The 16,745-nt window shown below is 43.3% G+C and carries 16 protein-coding genes and 1 pseudogene; 3 read left to right on the top strand and 14 right to left on the bottom strand.

The window, feature by feature from the left end:
- Position 1: 1 nt before the first annotated feature.
- From RKD52_RS11060 to RKD52_RS11035, 6 genes are all read right to left on the bottom strand, one after another.
- Entirely contained in the window at positions 2-1,069 is a 1,068-nt protein-coding gene (locus RKD52_RS11060; protein ID WP_454099770.1) for a glycosyltransferase family 2 protein, read from the bottom strand.
- Positions 1,032-2,198, bottom strand: a complete 1,167-nt coding sequence (locus tag RKD52_RS11055; RefSeq protein ID WP_454099769.1) for a glycosyltransferase family 4 protein — start codon at positions 2,196-2,198, stop codon at positions 1,032-1,034. The genes RKD52_RS11060 and RKD52_RS11055 overlap by 38 nt, the downstream gene beginning before the upstream one ends.
- Before the next feature lie 56 nt (positions 2,199-2,254).
- Positions 2,255-4,075, bottom strand: coding sequence for a polysaccharide biosynthesis protein (locus RKD52_RS11050; protein WP_454099768.1), 1,821 nt, complete (start codon positions 4,073-4,075; stop codon positions 2,255-2,257).
- Between the two features lie 3 nt (positions 4,076-4,078).
- On the bottom strand, positions 4,079-4,216 hold the full coding sequence (locus RKD52_RS11045) for a hypothetical protein (protein ID WP_454099767.1): 138 nt from the start codon (positions 4,214-4,216) through the stop codon (positions 4,079-4,081).
- A 222-nt stretch (positions 4,217-4,438) separates the two neighbouring features.
- The gene (locus RKD52_RS11040) at positions 4,439-5,095 is read right to left on the bottom strand and encodes a CpsD/CapB family tyrosine-protein kinase (protein ID WP_454101197.1); all 657 of its coding nucleotides are present in this window, start codon (positions 5,093-5,095) and stop codon (positions 4,439-4,441) included.
- Complete coding sequence (locus RKD52_RS11035; RefSeq protein WP_454099766.1) at positions 5,079-5,816, bottom strand: YveK family protein; 738 nt, start codon at positions 5,814-5,816, stop codon at positions 5,079-5,081. Before RKD52_RS11035 ends, RKD52_RS11040 begins: the two co-directional genes overlap by 17 nt.
- A 345-nt stretch (positions 5,817-6,161) precedes the next feature.
- Between RKD52_RS11035 and RKD52_RS11030 the strand changes: the two are divergent.
- Positions 6,162-6,534 (top strand): annotated as a pseudogene (locus RKD52_RS11030) (helix-turn-helix domain-containing protein).
- Between the two features lie 38 nt (positions 6,535-6,572).
- Here the strand turns inward: RKD52_RS11030 and RKD52_RS11025 are convergent.
- The 7 genes from RKD52_RS11025 to RKD52_RS10995 all read right to left on the bottom strand — a co-directional run bounded on the left by RKD52_RS11025 (position 6,573) and on the right by RKD52_RS10995 (position 13,037).
- Complete coding sequence (locus RKD52_RS11025; protein WP_454099765.1) at positions 6,573-6,971, bottom strand: MaoC/PaaZ C-terminal domain-containing protein; 399 nt, start codon at positions 6,969-6,971, stop codon at positions 6,573-6,575.
- Complete coding sequence (locus RKD52_RS11020; RefSeq protein ID WP_454099764.1) at positions 6,968-7,417, bottom strand: MaoC family dehydratase N-terminal domain-containing protein; 450 nt, start codon at positions 7,415-7,417, stop codon at positions 6,968-6,970. Before RKD52_RS11020 ends, RKD52_RS11025 begins: the two co-directional genes overlap by 4 nt.
- 14 nt (positions 7,418-7,431) lie before the next feature.
- Positions 7,432-8,607, bottom strand: a complete 1,176-nt coding sequence (locus RKD52_RS11015) for an acyl-CoA dehydrogenase family protein (RefSeq protein WP_454099763.1) — start codon at positions 8,605-8,607, stop codon at positions 7,432-7,434.
- Positions 8,608-8,705: 98 nt separating this feature from the next.
- Complete coding sequence (locus RKD52_RS11010; RefSeq protein WP_454099762.1) at positions 8,706-9,101, bottom strand: acyl-CoA thioesterase; 396 nt, start codon at positions 9,099-9,101, stop codon at positions 8,706-8,708.
- Positions 9,082-10,284 carry an iron-containing alcohol dehydrogenase gene (locus RKD52_RS11005; protein ID WP_454099761.1) on the bottom strand — a complete coding sequence of 401 codons (1,203 nt, stop codon included), beginning with the start codon at positions 10,282-10,284 and terminating at the stop codon, positions 9,082-9,084. Before RKD52_RS11005 ends, RKD52_RS11010 begins: the two co-directional genes overlap by 20 nt.
- Entirely contained in the window at positions 10,281-10,772 is a 492-nt protein-coding gene (locus RKD52_RS11000; RefSeq protein WP_454099760.1) for a GNAT family N-acetyltransferase, read from the bottom strand. Before RKD52_RS11000 ends, RKD52_RS11005 begins: the two co-directional genes overlap by 4 nt.
- A 51-nt stretch (positions 10,773-10,823) precedes the next feature.
- A complete protein-coding gene (locus RKD52_RS10995; RefSeq protein ID WP_454099759.1) occupies positions 10,824-13,037 on the bottom strand; it encodes an AAA domain-containing protein in 2,214 nt (737 codons plus the stop codon).
- A gap of 285 nt (positions 13,038-13,322) precedes the next feature.
- Between RKD52_RS10995 and RKD52_RS10990 the strand changes: the two genes are divergently transcribed.
- The gene (locus tag RKD52_RS10990) at positions 13,323-13,697 is read left to right on the top strand and encodes a hypothetical protein (protein WP_454099758.1); all 375 of its coding nucleotides are present in this window, start codon (positions 13,323-13,325) and stop codon (positions 13,695-13,697) included.
- Positions 13,698-13,921: 224 nt separating this feature from the next.
- Here the strand turns inward: RKD52_RS10990 and RKD52_RS10985 are convergent, their stop codons facing one another.
- Positions 13,922-15,283, bottom strand: coding sequence for an aspartate kinase (locus RKD52_RS10985; protein ID WP_454099757.1), 1,362 nt, complete (start codon positions 15,281-15,283; stop codon positions 13,922-13,924).
- Between the two features lie 212 nt (positions 15,284-15,495).
- Between RKD52_RS10985 and RKD52_RS10980 the strand changes: the two genes are divergently transcribed.
- On the top strand, positions 15,496-16,722 hold the full coding sequence (locus RKD52_RS10980; protein ID WP_454099756.1) for an MFS transporter: 1,227 nt from the start codon (positions 15,496-15,498) through the stop codon (positions 16,720-16,722).
- The last annotated feature ends 23 nt before the right edge of the window (positions 16,723-16,745 follow it).

Raw genomic sequence — 16,745 nt, 5'->3', positions numbered from 1 at the left:
CCTATCGCACCGTTTTCCTCAAAAATTCTATTGATGTAAGCATCAAGAATAAACCTGGAACAAATCCATTTTTGGCAAAGAAAAAAAACGTCTTCCAGGCAGCGGAACAGTGTGAAGTGTTGAATTGCCATAGCGCACGTTTAATCTGATCATTGCTTATGATTTCTTTCAGCTGGCCTGATCTTTCAGCAAATGAACTTTTGTTCGATTTGCTGATTGTATTTAAGCCTAGTCCAAGAGTATTTAAGCTGATTCGATTTTTCAGAACAGCTGTGTACTCGTTCCCCAACTCTTTTTCTTCAATAAAATTTTCCATTATTTGATAAAGAGTTAGAAACTGTCCGGTTAATTTAGAATTATACTTAGTGGTAACTGAAGATTCATTTGCACGCCAATAGTGATACAGCGGTTTATTGAAAAAGACGATAGAATCAGCGTGATAGACAGCATGCATGTTAAAAAGAGTATCTTCATTGCTGCCGATTAGCTTTAAATCTGTAAAATAAAGATGGTGGTTTTTTATCAGCTCAGCTTTGTACAATTTGGACCAAACAGTTCCCCATGAATCAAGATTCTCAGGATAAGCAGCCTCTTTATCCGTGGGGCCTATAAGTCGCTTCAGAAAAATCGACTGAACCTCAGAGTCCCGATATGCGACGACTGGCTGACATGGGAATTTTTTCACATTCGAGTGAGTTCCAAATTCCCGCACATACGAACACATCACAATGTCAGCATTTTCTTTTACAGCCGTTTGGTAAAGTTCGTGATACATTGAGGGATGAATCCAGTCATCTGGATCAACAAATCCAATATATTCTCCTTTAGCTATCCTCAATCCATCATTCCTTGCTTCTGAAACACCGTTGTTTCTTTTGTTCATGACGATCAGCTCAGGATGTTTGTTTTGAAAATCATCTAGAATCTTCCCGCTTAGATCTGTCGAACCATCATTGATGCAAATAATCTCTGCATCTGTAAACATTTGATTTAGCAAGCTTTCAAGACACCTTGACAGATATTTTTCTACATTATATATAGGCACGATTATACTGATTTTCGGATTCATTTTTTTCCCTCTGAATGTAAGTGTTATAGATTAACTCAAGCTCACGGATCACAGATGATGTATCATATTTCATAAGCTTCATTCTGCTCATTTCTCCAAATTGATCTCTCAGGACTTTGCTGTTGCTTAGTTCAGCCAATCTTTCAAAAAATGAAAACTCATTTTGGTCAGAAATGGTAAATCCATTCACCCCGCTCTCCACAAGCTCTCGATGCCCTCTGTTATCCGTTGCGACAATTGGCAGGCCGCATGCCATTGCCTCCATAATGTTGACAGGAAGACCCTCCCGCAAGCTGGAAGCTACTCCCACATCACACATGGGGAGGATGTCTGCAATGTCTTTTCTGAATCCCAGGAAATGAACCATTTCCTGTATGCCATTTGCAGCAGCGAACTGTTTGCATTCTTCTAAAAGACTTCCTTCCCCTGCAAGCAGCAGCTTTGCATTCGGAAGTTTGTCTTTGAGTAGACACATCGCCTTTAGGAGAAGCTTTTGATTTTTGTTTTTATTGAATTCTGCAGCGTAGAAGAGAAGAAAGTCGTTTTTTTTGTACCTGTACGCCTGTCTCCTGATCTCTTTATCTGCAGAGGAAAGAGGGCTGTATTTTTCAATATCAACCCCCACTCCATGAATATGCTCGATTGCTTCTGCTTTAAATTTATGCTCACGAGCAAGTCTGTGATCTTCTTCATTAATTGTGAGGAGGCAGTCTGTTTTAGAGGAAAGCCATTTTTCGACTGGATAATATGTGAGCCAGTTTAAGAGTGGGGCCCCTTTACAGAAATGGAATCCGTGCGCCGTGTAAATCACTTTGGTCCCTTTTTTTCTGGCTTCCATGGCTGCAAGTCTTGTTAAAACACCGCCCACAGGAGTATGGCAGTGAACAATTGAGTATTGCTGAGTATCAATCAGCTGTTTTAACTGTTTGTATGCTTCCATATTCATTCTGTTAAATGGTGATCTCTGAATGGGAAGATTGAATTTTTTTTCCGTATAGGGAAGATTTATGTTTCCGTTAGCTGCTACATGTACTTCCCATCCCATATCCCTGAACCATTTCAATACAGGAAGATGGAAGCTCTTAAAATGATAATCTACAGTTGCAGTGAACAGTATTTTATGATGCATTTCATCACCACCTGTTTAGACATAGAACCAACATACAGGTCTTTCCTCAAGTTCATTCAGCTGGATATTGGCAGCAGTGTTTCTGGTTTCACAGGGCTGTTTGCAAGTTCCAGCAGTTTCATCCGAAGATCTTCTTTTGTCATATCTGAATATGAGCAAATGATTTCATTGATCTCATCGATATACAGAGCTGCTGTTTTTCCAATGTAGATTTTAGGATAGACCTGCTGCTCGTGAACTTCCTCATCTTTCAAAAGCTCTTCAAATAATTTTTCTCCAGGTCTCATCCCCGTTATCTCGATTTCAATATCATCTAAAGAATGCCCGGACATTTTTATGAGGTTTTTTGCCAGGTCAATAATTTTTACTGGCTCGCCCATATCCAGTACAAAGATTTCTCCCCCCTTAGCAAGAGCTCCGGCCTGAAGCACAAGTCTTGACGCTTCAGGGATTGTCATGAAATATCTGACCATGTCGGGGTGCGTGATTGTGACTGGCCCCCCTCTTTCAATCTGCTTTTTAAAAAGGGGAATAACACTCCCTCTGCTTCCAAGTACATTTCCAAACCGGACGGCTACAAATTTTGTGCTGCTAATGCGGTCGAAATGCTGAACAAGCATTTCTGCCAGCTTTTTTGTTGCTCCCATTACACTGGTTGGATTGACTGCTTTATCCGTTGAAACCATAACAAAGGTATCGACGTTGGCCCAGCTTGCGGCATTTGCAGCATTTCTGGTTCCTATTATGTTATTTTTCACTGCTTCGTCAGGATTGCGTTCCATAAGAGGTACGTGTTTATGAGCGGCAGCGTGGTAAACGATATTCGGTTTATGAGCCATCATGATGTCATGCATTTTCTTTTCATCCTGAAGGTCTGCAATTTCAGTGGCAATTACAATTCCGTTTGCTTCAGCTTCATTGAGCAATTCCATTTCAATCGTATAGATGCTATTTTCCCCGTGTCCTAAAAGCACCAGTTTTTCCGGTTTAAAAGGAAGGATCTGTCTGCAGATTTCGGATCCAATCGACCCCCCTGCTCCTGTAACCAGGACTGTTTTTCCTGATACCTTCTCTGAAATACTTTCAATATTCAGCTCAACCGGCTTTCTGCCAAGTAAGTCTTCCACTCTCACTTCCCTGATTTGATTCACAGATACCTTCCCGGAAATCAAATCCTCAAGCATTGGGATGATTTGTGTTTCTGCCTTTGTCTTAAGACATTCATTGAAAATGTTTCTCAGTTCTTTTTTCTTTAATGACGGGATTGCTATTACAATGGTGTCAATTTGAAGTTCCATTACTTTCTGTTCAATTGACGCTACATTTCCTACAACCGGAATCCCCATAATGTCGAGTTTGTGTTTTACCGCATTATCATCAATAAATGCTGCAGGATATAGCTCAGATTCCGGGTTTTTCAGCAATTGCCTTGCTACCATTGTACCGGCTGAACCGGCTCCAATGATCATCGTTCTTTTTCTAGTACTCGTTTTAAAAATGTATGTATCTCTGAGCATTCTCCACAAAAACCTTGAACCTCCAATAAGAAGCAAATGGATCATCCATGTTGCTGCGAGGAGTCTGAAATCAATACCAGCTTCAGCAGTCACCTGCACCATTCCTGCTGCAGCGACCGAAAGTGTAACAGTCTTAAAAATTATGTTCAGTTCCCCTACGCTTGCATATTCCCATGCTTTGTTATAAAGCTTGAAACGGAATGAAAAGAGATGATGGCAGACAAACAGGGTCAGTGAACTTAAAACCAGCGGCAGTGTCCACACGAACATGTCTAGGAGGAATCTGCTGAAAAAAACGGCAGAAAGGACAATCAAAGAATCAATAAACACCATAAGAGATAATCTTCTATGATAGGTCATCCGCTACTCCTCCTTTTGATTTTTTTTAGCGAGAATGAGATGAATGCTGTTCGCTTTTTTCATAACAGGAGCTTTGATAGTCCCATCTCCATTCAGCATTGGCTTAATGACAAATTCAGGCTGGAGTTCAATTGATTCCATTTGAACCTCTCCTTTTCGGTCATATAGATTTAAGCGGAGCGTTCCCAAAGGGTACACTCCGGTTAAATCTACATAATTGGGGCATTTAACCCCTCCTCACATCACGCCAGCGACGACTCGCGTCTAAGGCTTATCAGCCCACAGCGTAACCGAGTGCCTCCGTTGATAACGGCCAGGAGACATCACCGCATTCTTTATAAAGAACATGGAGATTAAAAAAATTTACTTGCATTCATTTAAAACGATGCCCAGCAAAGTCGCTCTTGCTGATGTAAGAATTTTATTTGCTTCGGCTGCTTTTTCTTTATGGGTTTTCCCGTTGTGCACAATCAGCACCACGCCGTCGCATTCATTAGCCAGTATTTTACCATCAACCGCATCCAGCAGAGGCGGGCAGTCTATTAAAAGATAGTCGTACTGTTTGAGCAAAGCTGTCATCAGATCTCTCATTGCCTGAGAAGCAATCAGTTCAGACGGATTATGCGGAACTGTGCCGCTTGTTAATACATCGAGACGGCCAATTTCTGTATGGTGAATGGTTTCTTTCAGGACTGCATTTCCAATCAGGACGTTTGACAGCCCTTTATCATTGTCTAATTTAAATAATTCGTGCATGGAAGGTTTCCTTAAATCCCCGTCTACAAGCACTACCTTCTCACCTTGCAGGGCAAGTGAAACCGCCACGTTTGCGACGGTCGTTGTTTTACCTTCGCCGTAACCTGGAGATGTAAACAGCAAAGACCGGAAAGACTCGTCGATGGATGAAAACTGCAGGTTAGTGATAATGGTTCTGTACTGATCTGCGATCACACTGTTTGGATTCATGTATGCAATCAAGCTTTTTTTTCGTTTGGAAACCCTGTTAAAAAGATTTTGCACCAAAGCCTTCACTCCTTGCCTGCTTCTTCTTTACATTACTTTTTGCTGTATTGCGCTTTGAAATTATTGAGACAGCGCCGAGAACCGGCGCATCAAATATTTCCTCTGCATCCTTTTTGCTTCGTATGCTGTCATCAAGTGAATCGAGCAGAAAAACAAGTCCTACCGAAAGAATTAAACCAGCAGCTGCACCGAGCAGGATGTAGCGGGAATGATCTTCATTAATCGGATAATAGTTCGGCTTAGCTTCAGCCAAAACTTTCATTCCGTCGATAACTAGGAAATCAGGAATTTCATCCTTGAAAGTGACAGCTGTTGTATTGGCGATTTTTGCGGCAGTATCAGGATCAGGATCTACAACTGAAAGATTAATAACCTGTGAGGCGCCGATTGTCTCCACATTGATTTGTCCGCTGAGAGCTTCCCCGGAACGGTCCAGACCAAGTTTCGCAGAAACCTTTTCCAGAACGGCGGGGTCCCTGATAATAACATTCAGGGTGTTAAGTGTATCAGGAGTCGTATTAACAGCTATACGGGTTGACGTTGCATAAAGCGGATTCGTATAAAAAAGACTGTAAAATGCCCCAAGAAAAGTAGTCAGAGCCGTTACTACAGCAATCATCCAAATCCTTCTTTTCATCACATTGAAAATTTCCTTTAAATCAATTTCTTTCTCTTTCCCTGTTTTAAGAGGTTCATCATGGAAAGTGTGATTTTTCATGGGTTCCACCTTTCAGCCTTATGAGTTCTAAATAATGAACAAAGAATATGGATAATGTACGTTTGTCTGATTTATGCTCTCATTGTAGTTCTTTATAAAGAACATGTCAAGCATATGGCTGTATTTTTATCAGCTCCGTTCGAGACTCTTTCTTTTCTCCTGCATTCGGTGAAGTAGAGGAGCAAATATGCTTATTTTCGTTAAAAAGAACAAAATTCACTTGCTTTCTCTATAAAACTCATTCTATCATAGAACTATAATCTTTTATATAGAACAAATTCGTTTTCTATAAAGAAAAAGTCGGATTCTGAATCTATCAGCCGAGACTGATTAAGGAGATATGTAATGCTTGGTGATCAAATTAGAGAACTCAGACTGCAAAAAGGGTATTCAATAAGTGAGTTGGCCGATCTTTGCAGGTGTATCAAAGTCCTATCTGAGCTATATTGAAAGGAATATTCAAAAGAACCCCTCTTTGCAGTTTCTGCAAAAAATTGCTGCAACACTGGAGGTTGAAACAGAATATTTCCTCGGTCAGGATAAGGAAAATGATGCAAACGATATTGACGATGAATGGAAAGAACTGCTCAATAAAGCCATCGCTGAAGGTTTAAGCAAAGAACAATTCAAGGATTTTCAGGAGTATGTCAAATTTCAAAAGTGGAAAAATGGAAAAAAGCAGATCCTTGATTTTATGGATGAAAAAAAACCTGATTAAAAAGAGCCTCTTATCCGGTTTGATAAGAGGCCTCCTGTCTACCATTTCTTCATCCTCACCTTCCCGCTCACAACCTCCTCCCCGTTCTGATTCCTCGCACTTACTAAAAATGAAGCAGTATCTCCATTCATTTCTTCTGCAGCTGCTTCCAAAGTAAGCACATCCCCCAAAAACACCATCCCCTTAAAGCGGACCGAATAATCCTCCATAAACCATTCTCCGAGGTATGGCGAGAACAGCTTCCCGAGGCTGCCCATTGTCCACATGCCGTGGGCTATAATCCCCGGGAGTCCTGCTTTTTCTGCTTCTTCGTCAATGGTGTGGATGGGATTGTAGTCGCCGGATGCGCCGGCATATTTTATGAGAGTGAGTCTGTCGACGGGAGGAAGTGTGATGCTTCCTATTTTTGCGCCCGGCCGGAGTTCAGCGATTGTCATACGGTCATCCCCTTTCTGGCAGCTTCCGTCATGATGACTGACTGCGTCATTGTGAAGATGACTTCTCCTTTTTCCGTTTCTCCCGTTCTTTCAAATGTAAGGATGACCATGCTTCCTCCACTGCCAGACCGTTCTTTGCAGTTTGATAGTTTGGAAGAGCACCAGATTTTTTCGCCGGCGTAAAGAGGGCGCTCGTAGTGAAAGGTCTGTTCACCGTGGATCAAACCTTTTGAAGGCAAATTCAAGTCTTCGATTGTGCCGTAGTTCAGGGTGACGGGAAAGGTTACCGGTGCGATATTCCGTTTGAAAGCTGACTTTTCACCTGCATCAGTGTCAGTATAAAGCGGATTGTCATCGCCGATTGCCAGGGCAAATCTGCGTATGGCTCCAGATTCGACCGTGTTATTCACTTTATCGGAAGCGCTTCCAATTAAGTGTTTATACATTTGACCGTCTCCTTTTAAATGAATTGGCCGATCTTTACGTTTCCTTTGATCAGGTTCCTTGAGAGGATCAGGCGCTGGATTTCATCTGTTCCGTCATAGATTCTCCAAAGTCGGGCTTCGCGGTACCAGCGTTCGATCGGCAGCTCTCGTGTGTAGCCCATTCCGCCGTGGATTTGAAGGACGCGGTCGACAACTCTGTTGCCCATGTTGGAGCCGTAGAGTTTAGCCATGGATGCCAGGTGCCTGTTGTCTTCGCCCTGATCCAGTGTGAACGCAGCATTGAGCACGAGCCATTTGGCTGCTTCGATTTCAGTTGCTGAGTCCGCGATTTGCCACTGGATTGCCTGGCGGTCTGCGATCGGGCGTCCGAAGGTTTCGCGCTCTTTTGAATAGTCGATGGCCATTTGCAGCAGCCGTTCTGCTGCGCCTACTGCCGTCGCGCCTACAATCCATCTTGCAAATCCAATCCATTCTAGGCCGAGCTTATAGCCCCCATGAAGTTCTCCCAGAATGTTTTCTTCCGGAACGCGCACGTTGTCAAAGATCAGGGCTGCAGGTCCCCACTCACCCATTGTGTGAATGTATTCAGACTTCCATCCCATATCTCTGTCAACAATAAAGCAAGTCACCCCATCACGGCCTGTTGCACAGTGTTTTTCTTTGTCGGTAATCGCAATAACCATGACAAAGTCGGCTTCATTTCCGCCTGTGATGAACGTTTTTTCTCCGTTCAGCACCCATTCGTTTCCGTCTTTGACGGCCGTCATGCGGATATTGCGGGTGTCAGAGCCTGCTGCAGGTTCGGTCATCGCAAAACATGATTTTTTATCGCCATTAATCGTTGGAAGCAGGTATTTTTCTTTTTGTTCTTCGTTTGCGTAGTAAAGAATATTATCGGCTGATCCTCCGAATCTGAAAGGAACGAACGTTTTTGAAACTTCCATTTGAACGATGGCAAGCATCATTTGGCCTAGGTTGACACCGCCGTACTCTTCCGGTGTGTTAATCCCCCAGAACCCCGCCTTTTTGGCTTTTTGCTGAAGCTCTTCCAATTGTTCTCTCGATAAGCTTGGGCGTCCTTCCAGTTCATTTCTTAAAACCGTATTCTCAAGAGGCATTAATTCATTCTCTACAAATTTCCTGATTGTTTTCTGAACCATTCGCTGCTCTTCTGTTAAACGCAAATGCATGCCATTCACTCCGTTTCTTAAAAATACTAACCAGTTGGTATGTTACTAGTTTATTTTGAAATTTCAGAAAAAACAAGTCTGAATTCAAAAAAAGCCCTCTAATTTTCATAGAGGTGCTTCTCAAGAGCATATCTGATGTCACTTGGAATGGATTCAGATTGTTTTTCATTCAAATTGTAGTGGACATAAACAGCGGTTCCTTTTGCGCAAAGTGTACCATCCTGGTGGATTTCTTCATATAATTCCAGGCTTGAGTTTCCGATCCGTTTGATCCAGCAGCATACGTCTGCCTTTTTTCCAAAATAAAGCTGGTTTTTAAATTCAACATTCATGTTGATTATAATCATTTTCCAGTCGCTGAAAGAATGACCAGGATTGAATAACTGGAAAAGGCCGTTTCTCCCCGCTTCAAACCACACAGGTATGACGGTATTGTTGATATGCCCTACACCGTCGGTTTCCGATACTCTCGGTTCAATCACTGTATGAAACACGTCCTGACACCCCTTCTGCTTTAAGATTACCATGAAAGGCAGCGGTATAAATCCGCTTAATGTCATCACGTGACAATGGCTTTGGACTTCTAGAAAGCAGTCTCGTCTGTTTGGCTCCATTGTCAGCAAGTCTGTCAAGATCTTCTTCTTTTATTCCATACTCTCTTAAGCTCAGAGGAAGACCTGTGTCCTGTATCAGGTGCTTCATTTCAAGAACAGCAAGGCGGGCAAGTTCTTCATCTGTCCGGCCGTTTTTTTCAATTCCGAGTCTCCCTGCTAAAATGGCCATTTTTCCGCAGCAGGAGTCCCTGATCTCATCCATTACATATGGCAGAAGGACGGCATTTGATTCTCCGTGGGGCATTTTAAAAAGTCCGCCTAAAGGATAAGCCAGCGCGTGCACTCCTGCTACACCTGCATTAAAAAAGCTTAACCCGGCAAGCATGCTTCCCCAGGACATGCTGTTTCTTGCTTCTTGATCAGAACCATTAAGCACAGCTTTCCGAAGACTCGCAGCAATTTTACCTGCAGCCTCCAGCGCAAGAGTATCTGTCAGAACATCAGCATGGACGGACAGATACGATTCTATGGCATGTGTAAGGGCATCAATCCCGCTTGAAGCCGTGGCCCTTGGCGGGAGACTGTAGGTGAGCTCGGGATCAATGATGACTGCATCTGCAAGGAGATAAGGATGTGAGATGACATCCTTTGAATCTTCAAGGGAGAAAACGGCAATGTCCGTCATTTCCGCCCCGGTTCCTGAAGTCGTAGGAATTAATAGTTTAGGAAGTCCTTTATTTGACAGTGATTTTGTTCCCGTCAGATTCAGGTAATCCTCGACGGCACCTTCATGGCTTGATAAAACCGCAGCCGCTTTGGCAAGATCAAGACAGCTGCCGCCCCCTATTCCGATAACAAGGTCAGCGCTTGAGGCAGCAAGTGCTGCTTTTGCCCGGTTTCCGGCTGCAGCAGTCGGTTCAGGCTGAATGTCAGAAAAGATTTCAAGTTCAATCTTTTTTTCTTCAAATGCCTCCGCGAGTGGTTTCAGCACATTTAACCTGATCAGCACCGGATCTGCAAAGAGATGCACTTTCTCCGCCTGATGCTGTTGAACCAGTTCAATGACCTTTTGAAAGGATCCTTCACCTGTAATGATGATTGACGGGGATCTGAACGTATTCACTGTGCCCCCTCCTTGTGGCCGGAGTAAAAGGTTTGAATCTGCAGGCCATCTGAAGAAATGTTTGTATACTCTCCGTCCGCTGACATGGAAATGGTCTTTTCCCAAAATCTCCTGGCCGGCACGTTTCTTTCGATCTGAGTAACTTCCCATTTCCCCTGATGAATCCTGAATAAGTTATGTGCAACAGCCGTACCCAGGGAATTTCTTCTGAACTTTTTTAAAATGAAAAATTCCGCTATCGAAAACACGTTATCGGACACATCAAATCTTACGAGGGCAAATCCGGCATACTCGCCGTTTTGCCGGATCAAATACGGAAATCTTCCTTCTTCAACCCAGTACTTCTCCAAATAGGCATACGGATTAAATAATCCGTTATGATTGACTGCCGCATCGTTAAACTTGCTGAAATCGTATAAGTAAAACTGCAACAGATTTTCAAATACTGGTTTTTTCGAAACATCTGCCAATGATAGTTGATAAGACATAGCTTCACCCCTTGTTAGGTGAAATTCTATTCAAACAGCGTTGTTCCTGCTTCAGAGCGGCAATTGCGCAAGTATTTGCCTGACTGTTTTTTCAGATTGAAGTCTTGCAGCTACATATGGCGGCTTTATGCGTCCGGCACCTTCAAAAGGCTGTCCAATCCACATAACCGTGTCATCAATGGCTATGAACGGAAACGGGAGGTCTTCCTGAACCCAGTTCCCTTTTATCGGCTGTTTTACAGAAGAAATGAATGTGACAGCAGCATCGGTCTTGTTCAGCTGTTCTTCCCAGTCTGCGTTTACCCTTACCGATGCAGGAATGCTGAGCACAATTTTTCTGCGGGCTTTCTGAATATCCGTAAAAACAGGTTGGAGTTTCAGAGCGTGTATCCACCTGAGCATGGGGTGCTGGTTTTTGATCCAGGTTCCGATTTGCTGATGGGCAACAGTCTGTCCTTCTTTTATTTGATGATCCATAAGCTGTCTAATGGTCTTTCCTGTATACACTTTTTCGCGAAGAAATTGTGTGTCACTTACATGAATAAACTTTCCTTTTGTCCTTGTAATGGCAACGTTTATCAGTCTCGAGCTGTCTTTGCCGGTCAGCAGCATGCCAGCTTTCTTTTCAGGAAAGCTGTCGACACTGTCAAAAATCATCACATCCCGCTCGCTGCCCTGAAATTTATGAACGGTAGCTGCCAAAATATCCGCATGCTGCACTTCAGCCTGATAAAGATCATCAAGAAGCAGCTGCATCAAATGGGTCTGGGCTCTATATGGAGCTGCGTATCCGACTGACTTTGCTCCCGATAGGACGGCTTCATGAATGCTTTGAAAAGAAAGCAGAAGATGCCAGAGGTTAAATTTTGAGTGAGATGTCCGTTCTTTTAGACAATATTGCCCTGTGAAGCTGGCATCAAGGAGGATCGATGCCCTTCCCGGGAACGGAGCAAGTTCTGAAAGACTGCTCCGCCTGTTTAGTACATCGGAATGGTCTCCTACTTTATTCTGATAAATATACCTGTTTGTAAACGATGATATTTCCGGATGCATTCTTCTCTGTTCGTTCAAGAGCAGCATATGGGGATGAAGGCCACCGCTTATGTCTGAAACACCGGATCTAACAAAGATATCTTCTTTTAGCCATTTTTCAGTCAGTTCGTGGCGCGATGAAGCGATTGGCGGAAGCTGTTTAAAGTCTCCGCACAGAATCGTCCGTTTTCCAAGGGAAGCAGCAAATGCAGCCTGCGGAACATATGCCATACTCGCTTCATCAACAAACACTGCATCATAGTCGGTTTCATAAATGGCAGGGTCACTTGCTGCTTTGGCAAACGTGGTGCCGATAATTTTGGCTTCTTTTGCAAACTCGGTTTCCTGTCTGCGGATCTTCTCAAGCACCCTGCTGATTTTCGTTTCCAGATCAAGAAGAGCATTTGAATCTCTTTTACTGAAAGAATGGGACAAATCCGATTTTAAAAGTTTCCTTTCGCTGAGAAGGTTCTGCCGTTCCGCCGCAATGGCCGGAGATTGTTCTGCAAGCAGGTCACTTACTGTCAGAGGGACTTTAAATGCATAGCCGCTTCCGGATCCGTAGCGGACAATTTCTCCCGCTTTAAATTTTTCCCGCTTCAGGACGAATTGTGCAAGCTCATTCATCAGAACGTCAACAGCATTATTGCTGTGGGACAAAATCAGTATTCGTTTGCCTTTAAAATAGAGATTCGCCGCTGTTCTCGCAAGCGTATAGGTTTTTCCTGTTCCCGGAGGCCCCCAGACGAACGTAATGGGGTTGCAGATTGCCCGTTGCAGCAGCTCATGAACCGCATTTTTGGCCGTTTCAGGATGATTTGCGGGCATGGAAGGATCCATAAGTTTTTTTATTCTAGCGCGCTTTTGCTTGCTTTTTTTCATCTCTTCAACTCGACCTGCGAGTTCTTCAAGCAGCTCCCACGGGTCGTGAAAAAGAAAAGCTTCCGGAATCAGGTCGCCGAATGTCCGTTCAAATGAAAGAATGATGCTTGTTCCTTCAGAAGAGAGTACACGTCCGTTATGTTTCACGCCGTCCCATTCAAGTTTTACCGACGAGCCGACGGGAGCATTGATTTTCCCTGTACCTTCAAAATAATAAGTAAAAGCATCTCCGGAAGAAAGCAGATGCCCGTTTATGACTCTGTATTTTGTACTGCCGTATTTTTTCAGGTAGCCGATTTCAATCCCGATGGCCTGAAGCCATTCTTTTATGTACTGTTTTGTTGTCATCATGTTTGTTTCTCTCCGTTCATACAAAGAAGCAGGACTCTATTTTGAGCCTGCCTGTGTGAACTATTAACTATACATGATTTTTCATTTTTCGTCATGGAGAGTGGGTGTATTTCCAGAAATTCATCAGGAAGATGCATGGTGTTTTTTGATAACTCTTCGAAATCTTACTTTCAGCTACCTGTCAAATGGTAAAAGATATAGGAATAGTATACTACTGGATTAATAAAATTGAAAAAGGAATAAAAATGAGGTGATTTCATTTTAGAAAAGCTCAGGAAACTTAATATGAAAACTGCTGTATTTATGGGAATTATTTTTTACTCTTTGACGATCTTGATCCACTTTCTTATTATAAGCAAAAGTGTTCCATTCACATGGGTTAATGGTGGAAGGTCTGAATCATTCGCTGAACAGCTGCCAATAACTGTTATAAATATCGTTATTTCTATTATTGGAGTAGTTTTTACGTTGATTGTTGGTAGAATTAAACTATATAAATACAAAAGAGGAATAACCGTTATATACTGGTTTTTTGTTGTACTTTGGTCTTTTGGCTTTATACAACAATTGTTTGGAACACCTTTTGAAAAAATGGTTTGTTCGTTAGTTTTGCTTATTGGAGTTATCTCGAACTTGCGTATGGCGATTGAAAAAAAATAGATGTAACTATTTAATTAATAAGTTTGTGAAAAATTACACTTAAACTAAAGGGGTGCTTTAGGAATAAGCAATTCCTTAAACAACAAAAACTCGCAGTTTTCTTATGCGAGTTTTATTTGTTATAGCCTTATGGTATAGCAACAATCTTTACGAAAACAGCCTTTTTGAAAGATGCTACGCGCACAGTGAAAAGCACTGCCCGAAACTGTGCAGTGCTTTCTTTGCTAAGCTAATACCCTTGCAAAAAATTCTTCATACAGAGCCTGGACAGCCCTTTTTTCCTGCGCTTCTTTTACACCGAACATCATGCTGACCTCAGACGATCCCTGATTGATCATTTCAATATTGACGCCTGCATCAGCAAGAGCCTTTGAAGCTCGTGCCGCAGTGCCGATATTGCGGCGCATGCCTTCCCCTACCATCATGATCAGGGACAGATTGTGTTCAACCTTCACTTCGTCTGGCAGAAGATCTGCCTGGATCCGTTCGAGAATTTGTTTTTCAGTGTCCGGAGTCATCTGCTTTTGCCTCAGGATAATACTTAAATCATCAATGCCGGACGGACTGTGTTCATAGGTAAGGCCAAAGTCTTCCAGGATTGAGAGCAGTTTCCGGCCAAAACCGATTTCTTTGTTCATTAAATATTTGTTCACATAAATACTGCAAAAATCATCATCGCTTGCTATTCCGATAACAGGCCCGTTCGTATTTTTGCGCTCATTTACGATGCGTGTGCCCGGAGCAGCAGGATTGTTTGTATTCTTGATTTGAACCGGAATGCCGGCTTCAAAGGCAGGAATTAATGCTTCGTCATGAAATACGGAAAATCCCGCATAGGACAGTTCGCGCATCTCCCTGTATGTCAGCTCGCGGATCTCCTTTGGGTTTGGAACGGTATTCGGGTTAACAGAGTATACTGCATCCACATCTGTGAAATTTTCATACAAGGCTGCTCCGGTTCCGTTTGCAAGGATAGAACCTGTTATATCCGAGCCGCTGCGGGAGAAAGTAACAACTTCGCCTGCCTCGTTGAAGCCGAAAAATCCCGGGAAAATAAGAATGCCGGGCCATTCAGAAAGCGACCTGAGATTAGTGTAGGCCTCTTTTAGAACAAGAGCTGTTCCTTTCGTTTCTTCGACAAGAAGACCCGCAACTTTTGGATCTACATATGCTGCCTGCACTCCCCTGCTCTGAAAATAAGCAGCAATCAGCCTGGCATTGCAGTCCTCCCCGCTCGCTTTAATGGCATCTATGTATCTCGCTTCATTTATATGGTCATTATGAAGAAGTTCAAGCAAATGAGTTTTGATGCTGGAAACGATTTCACCTGAGAGTCCCAGCTCCTCAGCAATTTGAGCATACCTTAGAACAACCGCAGCAAGAATTTCTGCTGTTTCAAGCCCCTTCAGATGTCTGTCTCCAAGCTCAATCAATAGATCCGTCACTTTGCGGTCATCTGCAAAACGTTTTCCCGGCGCAGATACAACTACAATCTTTCGGTCTGCATCCGACAACACAATGTCAAAAACCTTTTTCACCTGCTCGCCTGATGCAAGCGAGCTGCCTCCAAACTTCACTACTTTCACGCGAACATCCCCTAAAGTTTTATAGTTCAGCTGTGCTGATCATACTTCTATAGAATCCATAACTGCCTGAATTTTAAATCTATTTTACTCCTTTTAAGCGAACAATCAAGGATTTCTTTTGATTCTTTTCAATTTTTTGATATCAATCCCTGCTGTATATGGTAAAATACATTTCGTCAATCGAACTATTTTACAAAGAAGGGACTTGTAACATGCAAAGCGCTGCTGCTGTAAATAAACACGCACCTAAACCTTCAACGACTGTTTACAACATTTTGTTCATCATCGGCTTATGTCACCTGCTGAATGACGCCATTCAGTCTGTTATCCCCGCGATGTTCCCGGTGCTTGAAAAATCAATGGGCCTTACCTTTACTCAGCTCGGCCTGATCGCGTTTACCCTTAACATGGTATCTTCTGTTCTGCAGCCTGTGGTCGGCTGGTACACAGATAAAAAGCCGATGCCTTATGCCCTGCCGGCAGGGTTAGCATGCAGTTTGCTCGGAATTCTGGGGCTTGCATTTGCTCCTTCTTTTCCGCTTATTCTGCTCAGCGTTTTCTTTATTGGACTCGGTTCTGCTGTCTTCCACCCTGAAGGCTCGAGAGTTGCTTATTTGGCAGCAGGAGAGCGCAGAGGTCTTGCCCAGTCTATTTATCAGGTGGGAGGCAACACAGGCTCTTCTGCAGCACCGCTCATTACCGCTTTGATTCTGGTTCCCTTCGGCCAGTTTGGCGCCATCTGGTTTACCATTGCTGCTGCTCTTGCCGTCCTGTTTCTCCTTTATATTGCACGCTGGTATTCGGCAAAGCTTGCCTTCATTCGAAAAGCTGAGAAGAAAAATGGAACGGCGAAAAATAGTGGCCGGCTGTCAAAAGGCGTCCTCTCAGCTTTGGCCGTTATCGTTTTTCTTGTTTTTGCAAGATCCTGGTATGGAAGTGCCATATCAAACTTCTATACGTTCTATGCTATTGAGAAATACCATTTAAGTATTGCAGAATCACAGGTTTATATTTTTGTTTTTCTCGTCATGGGAGCACTCGGAACATTTGCAGGGGGTCCTCTCGCTGACAGGTTCGGCAAACGGAACATTATCCTTTGCTCACTGATTGCCTCTGCTCCGTTTGCTTTGCTGCTGCCATTTGCCGGTCCAAAAACAGCCTATGTGCTCATTGCGCTGATCGGGTTTATACTCAGCTCGAGTTTTTCAGTTACGGTTGTTTATGCCCAGGAGCTTGTGCCCGGTAAGATCGGTACGATGTCGGGGCTGACTGTAGGTCTTGCTTTTGGAATGGGTGCCATTGGGTCAGTGGCTTTAGGCTCATTAATCGATGCATTTTCGTTAGCTTCTGTCATGACAGGCACCGCAGCCCTGCCTCTTTTGGGGATTCTCGCATTCCTTCTTCCAAAGGATCAGACTCTCCTTGCATGGCAGAAATAATCGACAGCCTTTGGCGATTTCGC

It is taken from the genome of Metabacillus sp. SLBN-84 (assembly GCF_053629595.1).
Note: the sequence above shows the minus strand (reverse complement) of the source record. Positions and strands in the feature narration are given on the sequence as shown.

Excerpts from the sequence above, each read along its gene's own strand:
- RKD52_RS10995 (WP_454099759.1), bottom strand. The coding sequence starts at position 13,037 with ATGATGACAACAAAACAGTACATAAAAGAATGGCTTCAGGCCATCGGG.
- RKD52_RS11055 (WP_454099769.1), bottom strand. The coding sequence starts at position 2,198 with ATGCATCATAAAATACTGTTCACTGCAACTGTAGATTATCATTTTAAG.
- RKD52_RS11015 (WP_454099763.1), bottom strand. The coding sequence starts at position 8,607 with ATGCATTTGCGTTTAACAGAAGAGCAGCGAATGGTTCAGAAAACAATC.
- RKD52_RS11060 (WP_454099770.1), bottom strand. The coding sequence starts at position 1,069 with ATGAATCCGAAAATCAGTATAATCGTGCCTATATATAATGTAGAAAAA.
- RKD52_RS11000 (WP_454099760.1), bottom strand. The coding sequence starts at position 10,772 with ATGTCTTATCAACTATCATTGGCAGATGTTTCGAAAAAACCAGTATTT.
- RKD52_RS11025 (WP_454099765.1), bottom strand. The coding sequence starts at position 6,971 with ATGACAATCGCTGAACTCCGGCCGGGCGCAAAAATAGGAAGCATCACA.
- RKD52_RS10990 (WP_454099758.1), top strand. The coding sequence starts at position 13,323 with ATGAAAACTGCTGTATTTATGGGAATTATTTTTTACTCTTTGACGATC.
- RKD52_RS10980 (WP_454099756.1), top strand. The coding sequence starts at position 15,496 with ATGCAAAGCGCTGCTGCTGTAAATAAACACGCACCTAAACCTTCAACG.
- RKD52_RS11020 (WP_454099764.1), bottom strand. The coding sequence starts at position 7,417 with ATGTATAAACACTTAATTGGAAGCGCTTCCGATAAAGTGAATAACACG.
- RKD52_RS11045 (WP_454099767.1), bottom strand. The coding sequence starts at position 4,216 with ATGGAATCAATTGAACTCCAGCCTGAATTTGTCATTAAGCCAATGCTG.
- RKD52_RS11035 (WP_454099766.1), bottom strand. The coding sequence starts at position 5,816 with ATGAAAAATCACACTTTCCATGATGAACCTCTTAAAACAGGGAAAGAG.
- RKD52_RS11050 (WP_454099768.1), bottom strand. The coding sequence starts at position 4,075 with ATGACCTATCATAGAAGATTATCTCTTATGGTGTTTATTGATTCTTTG.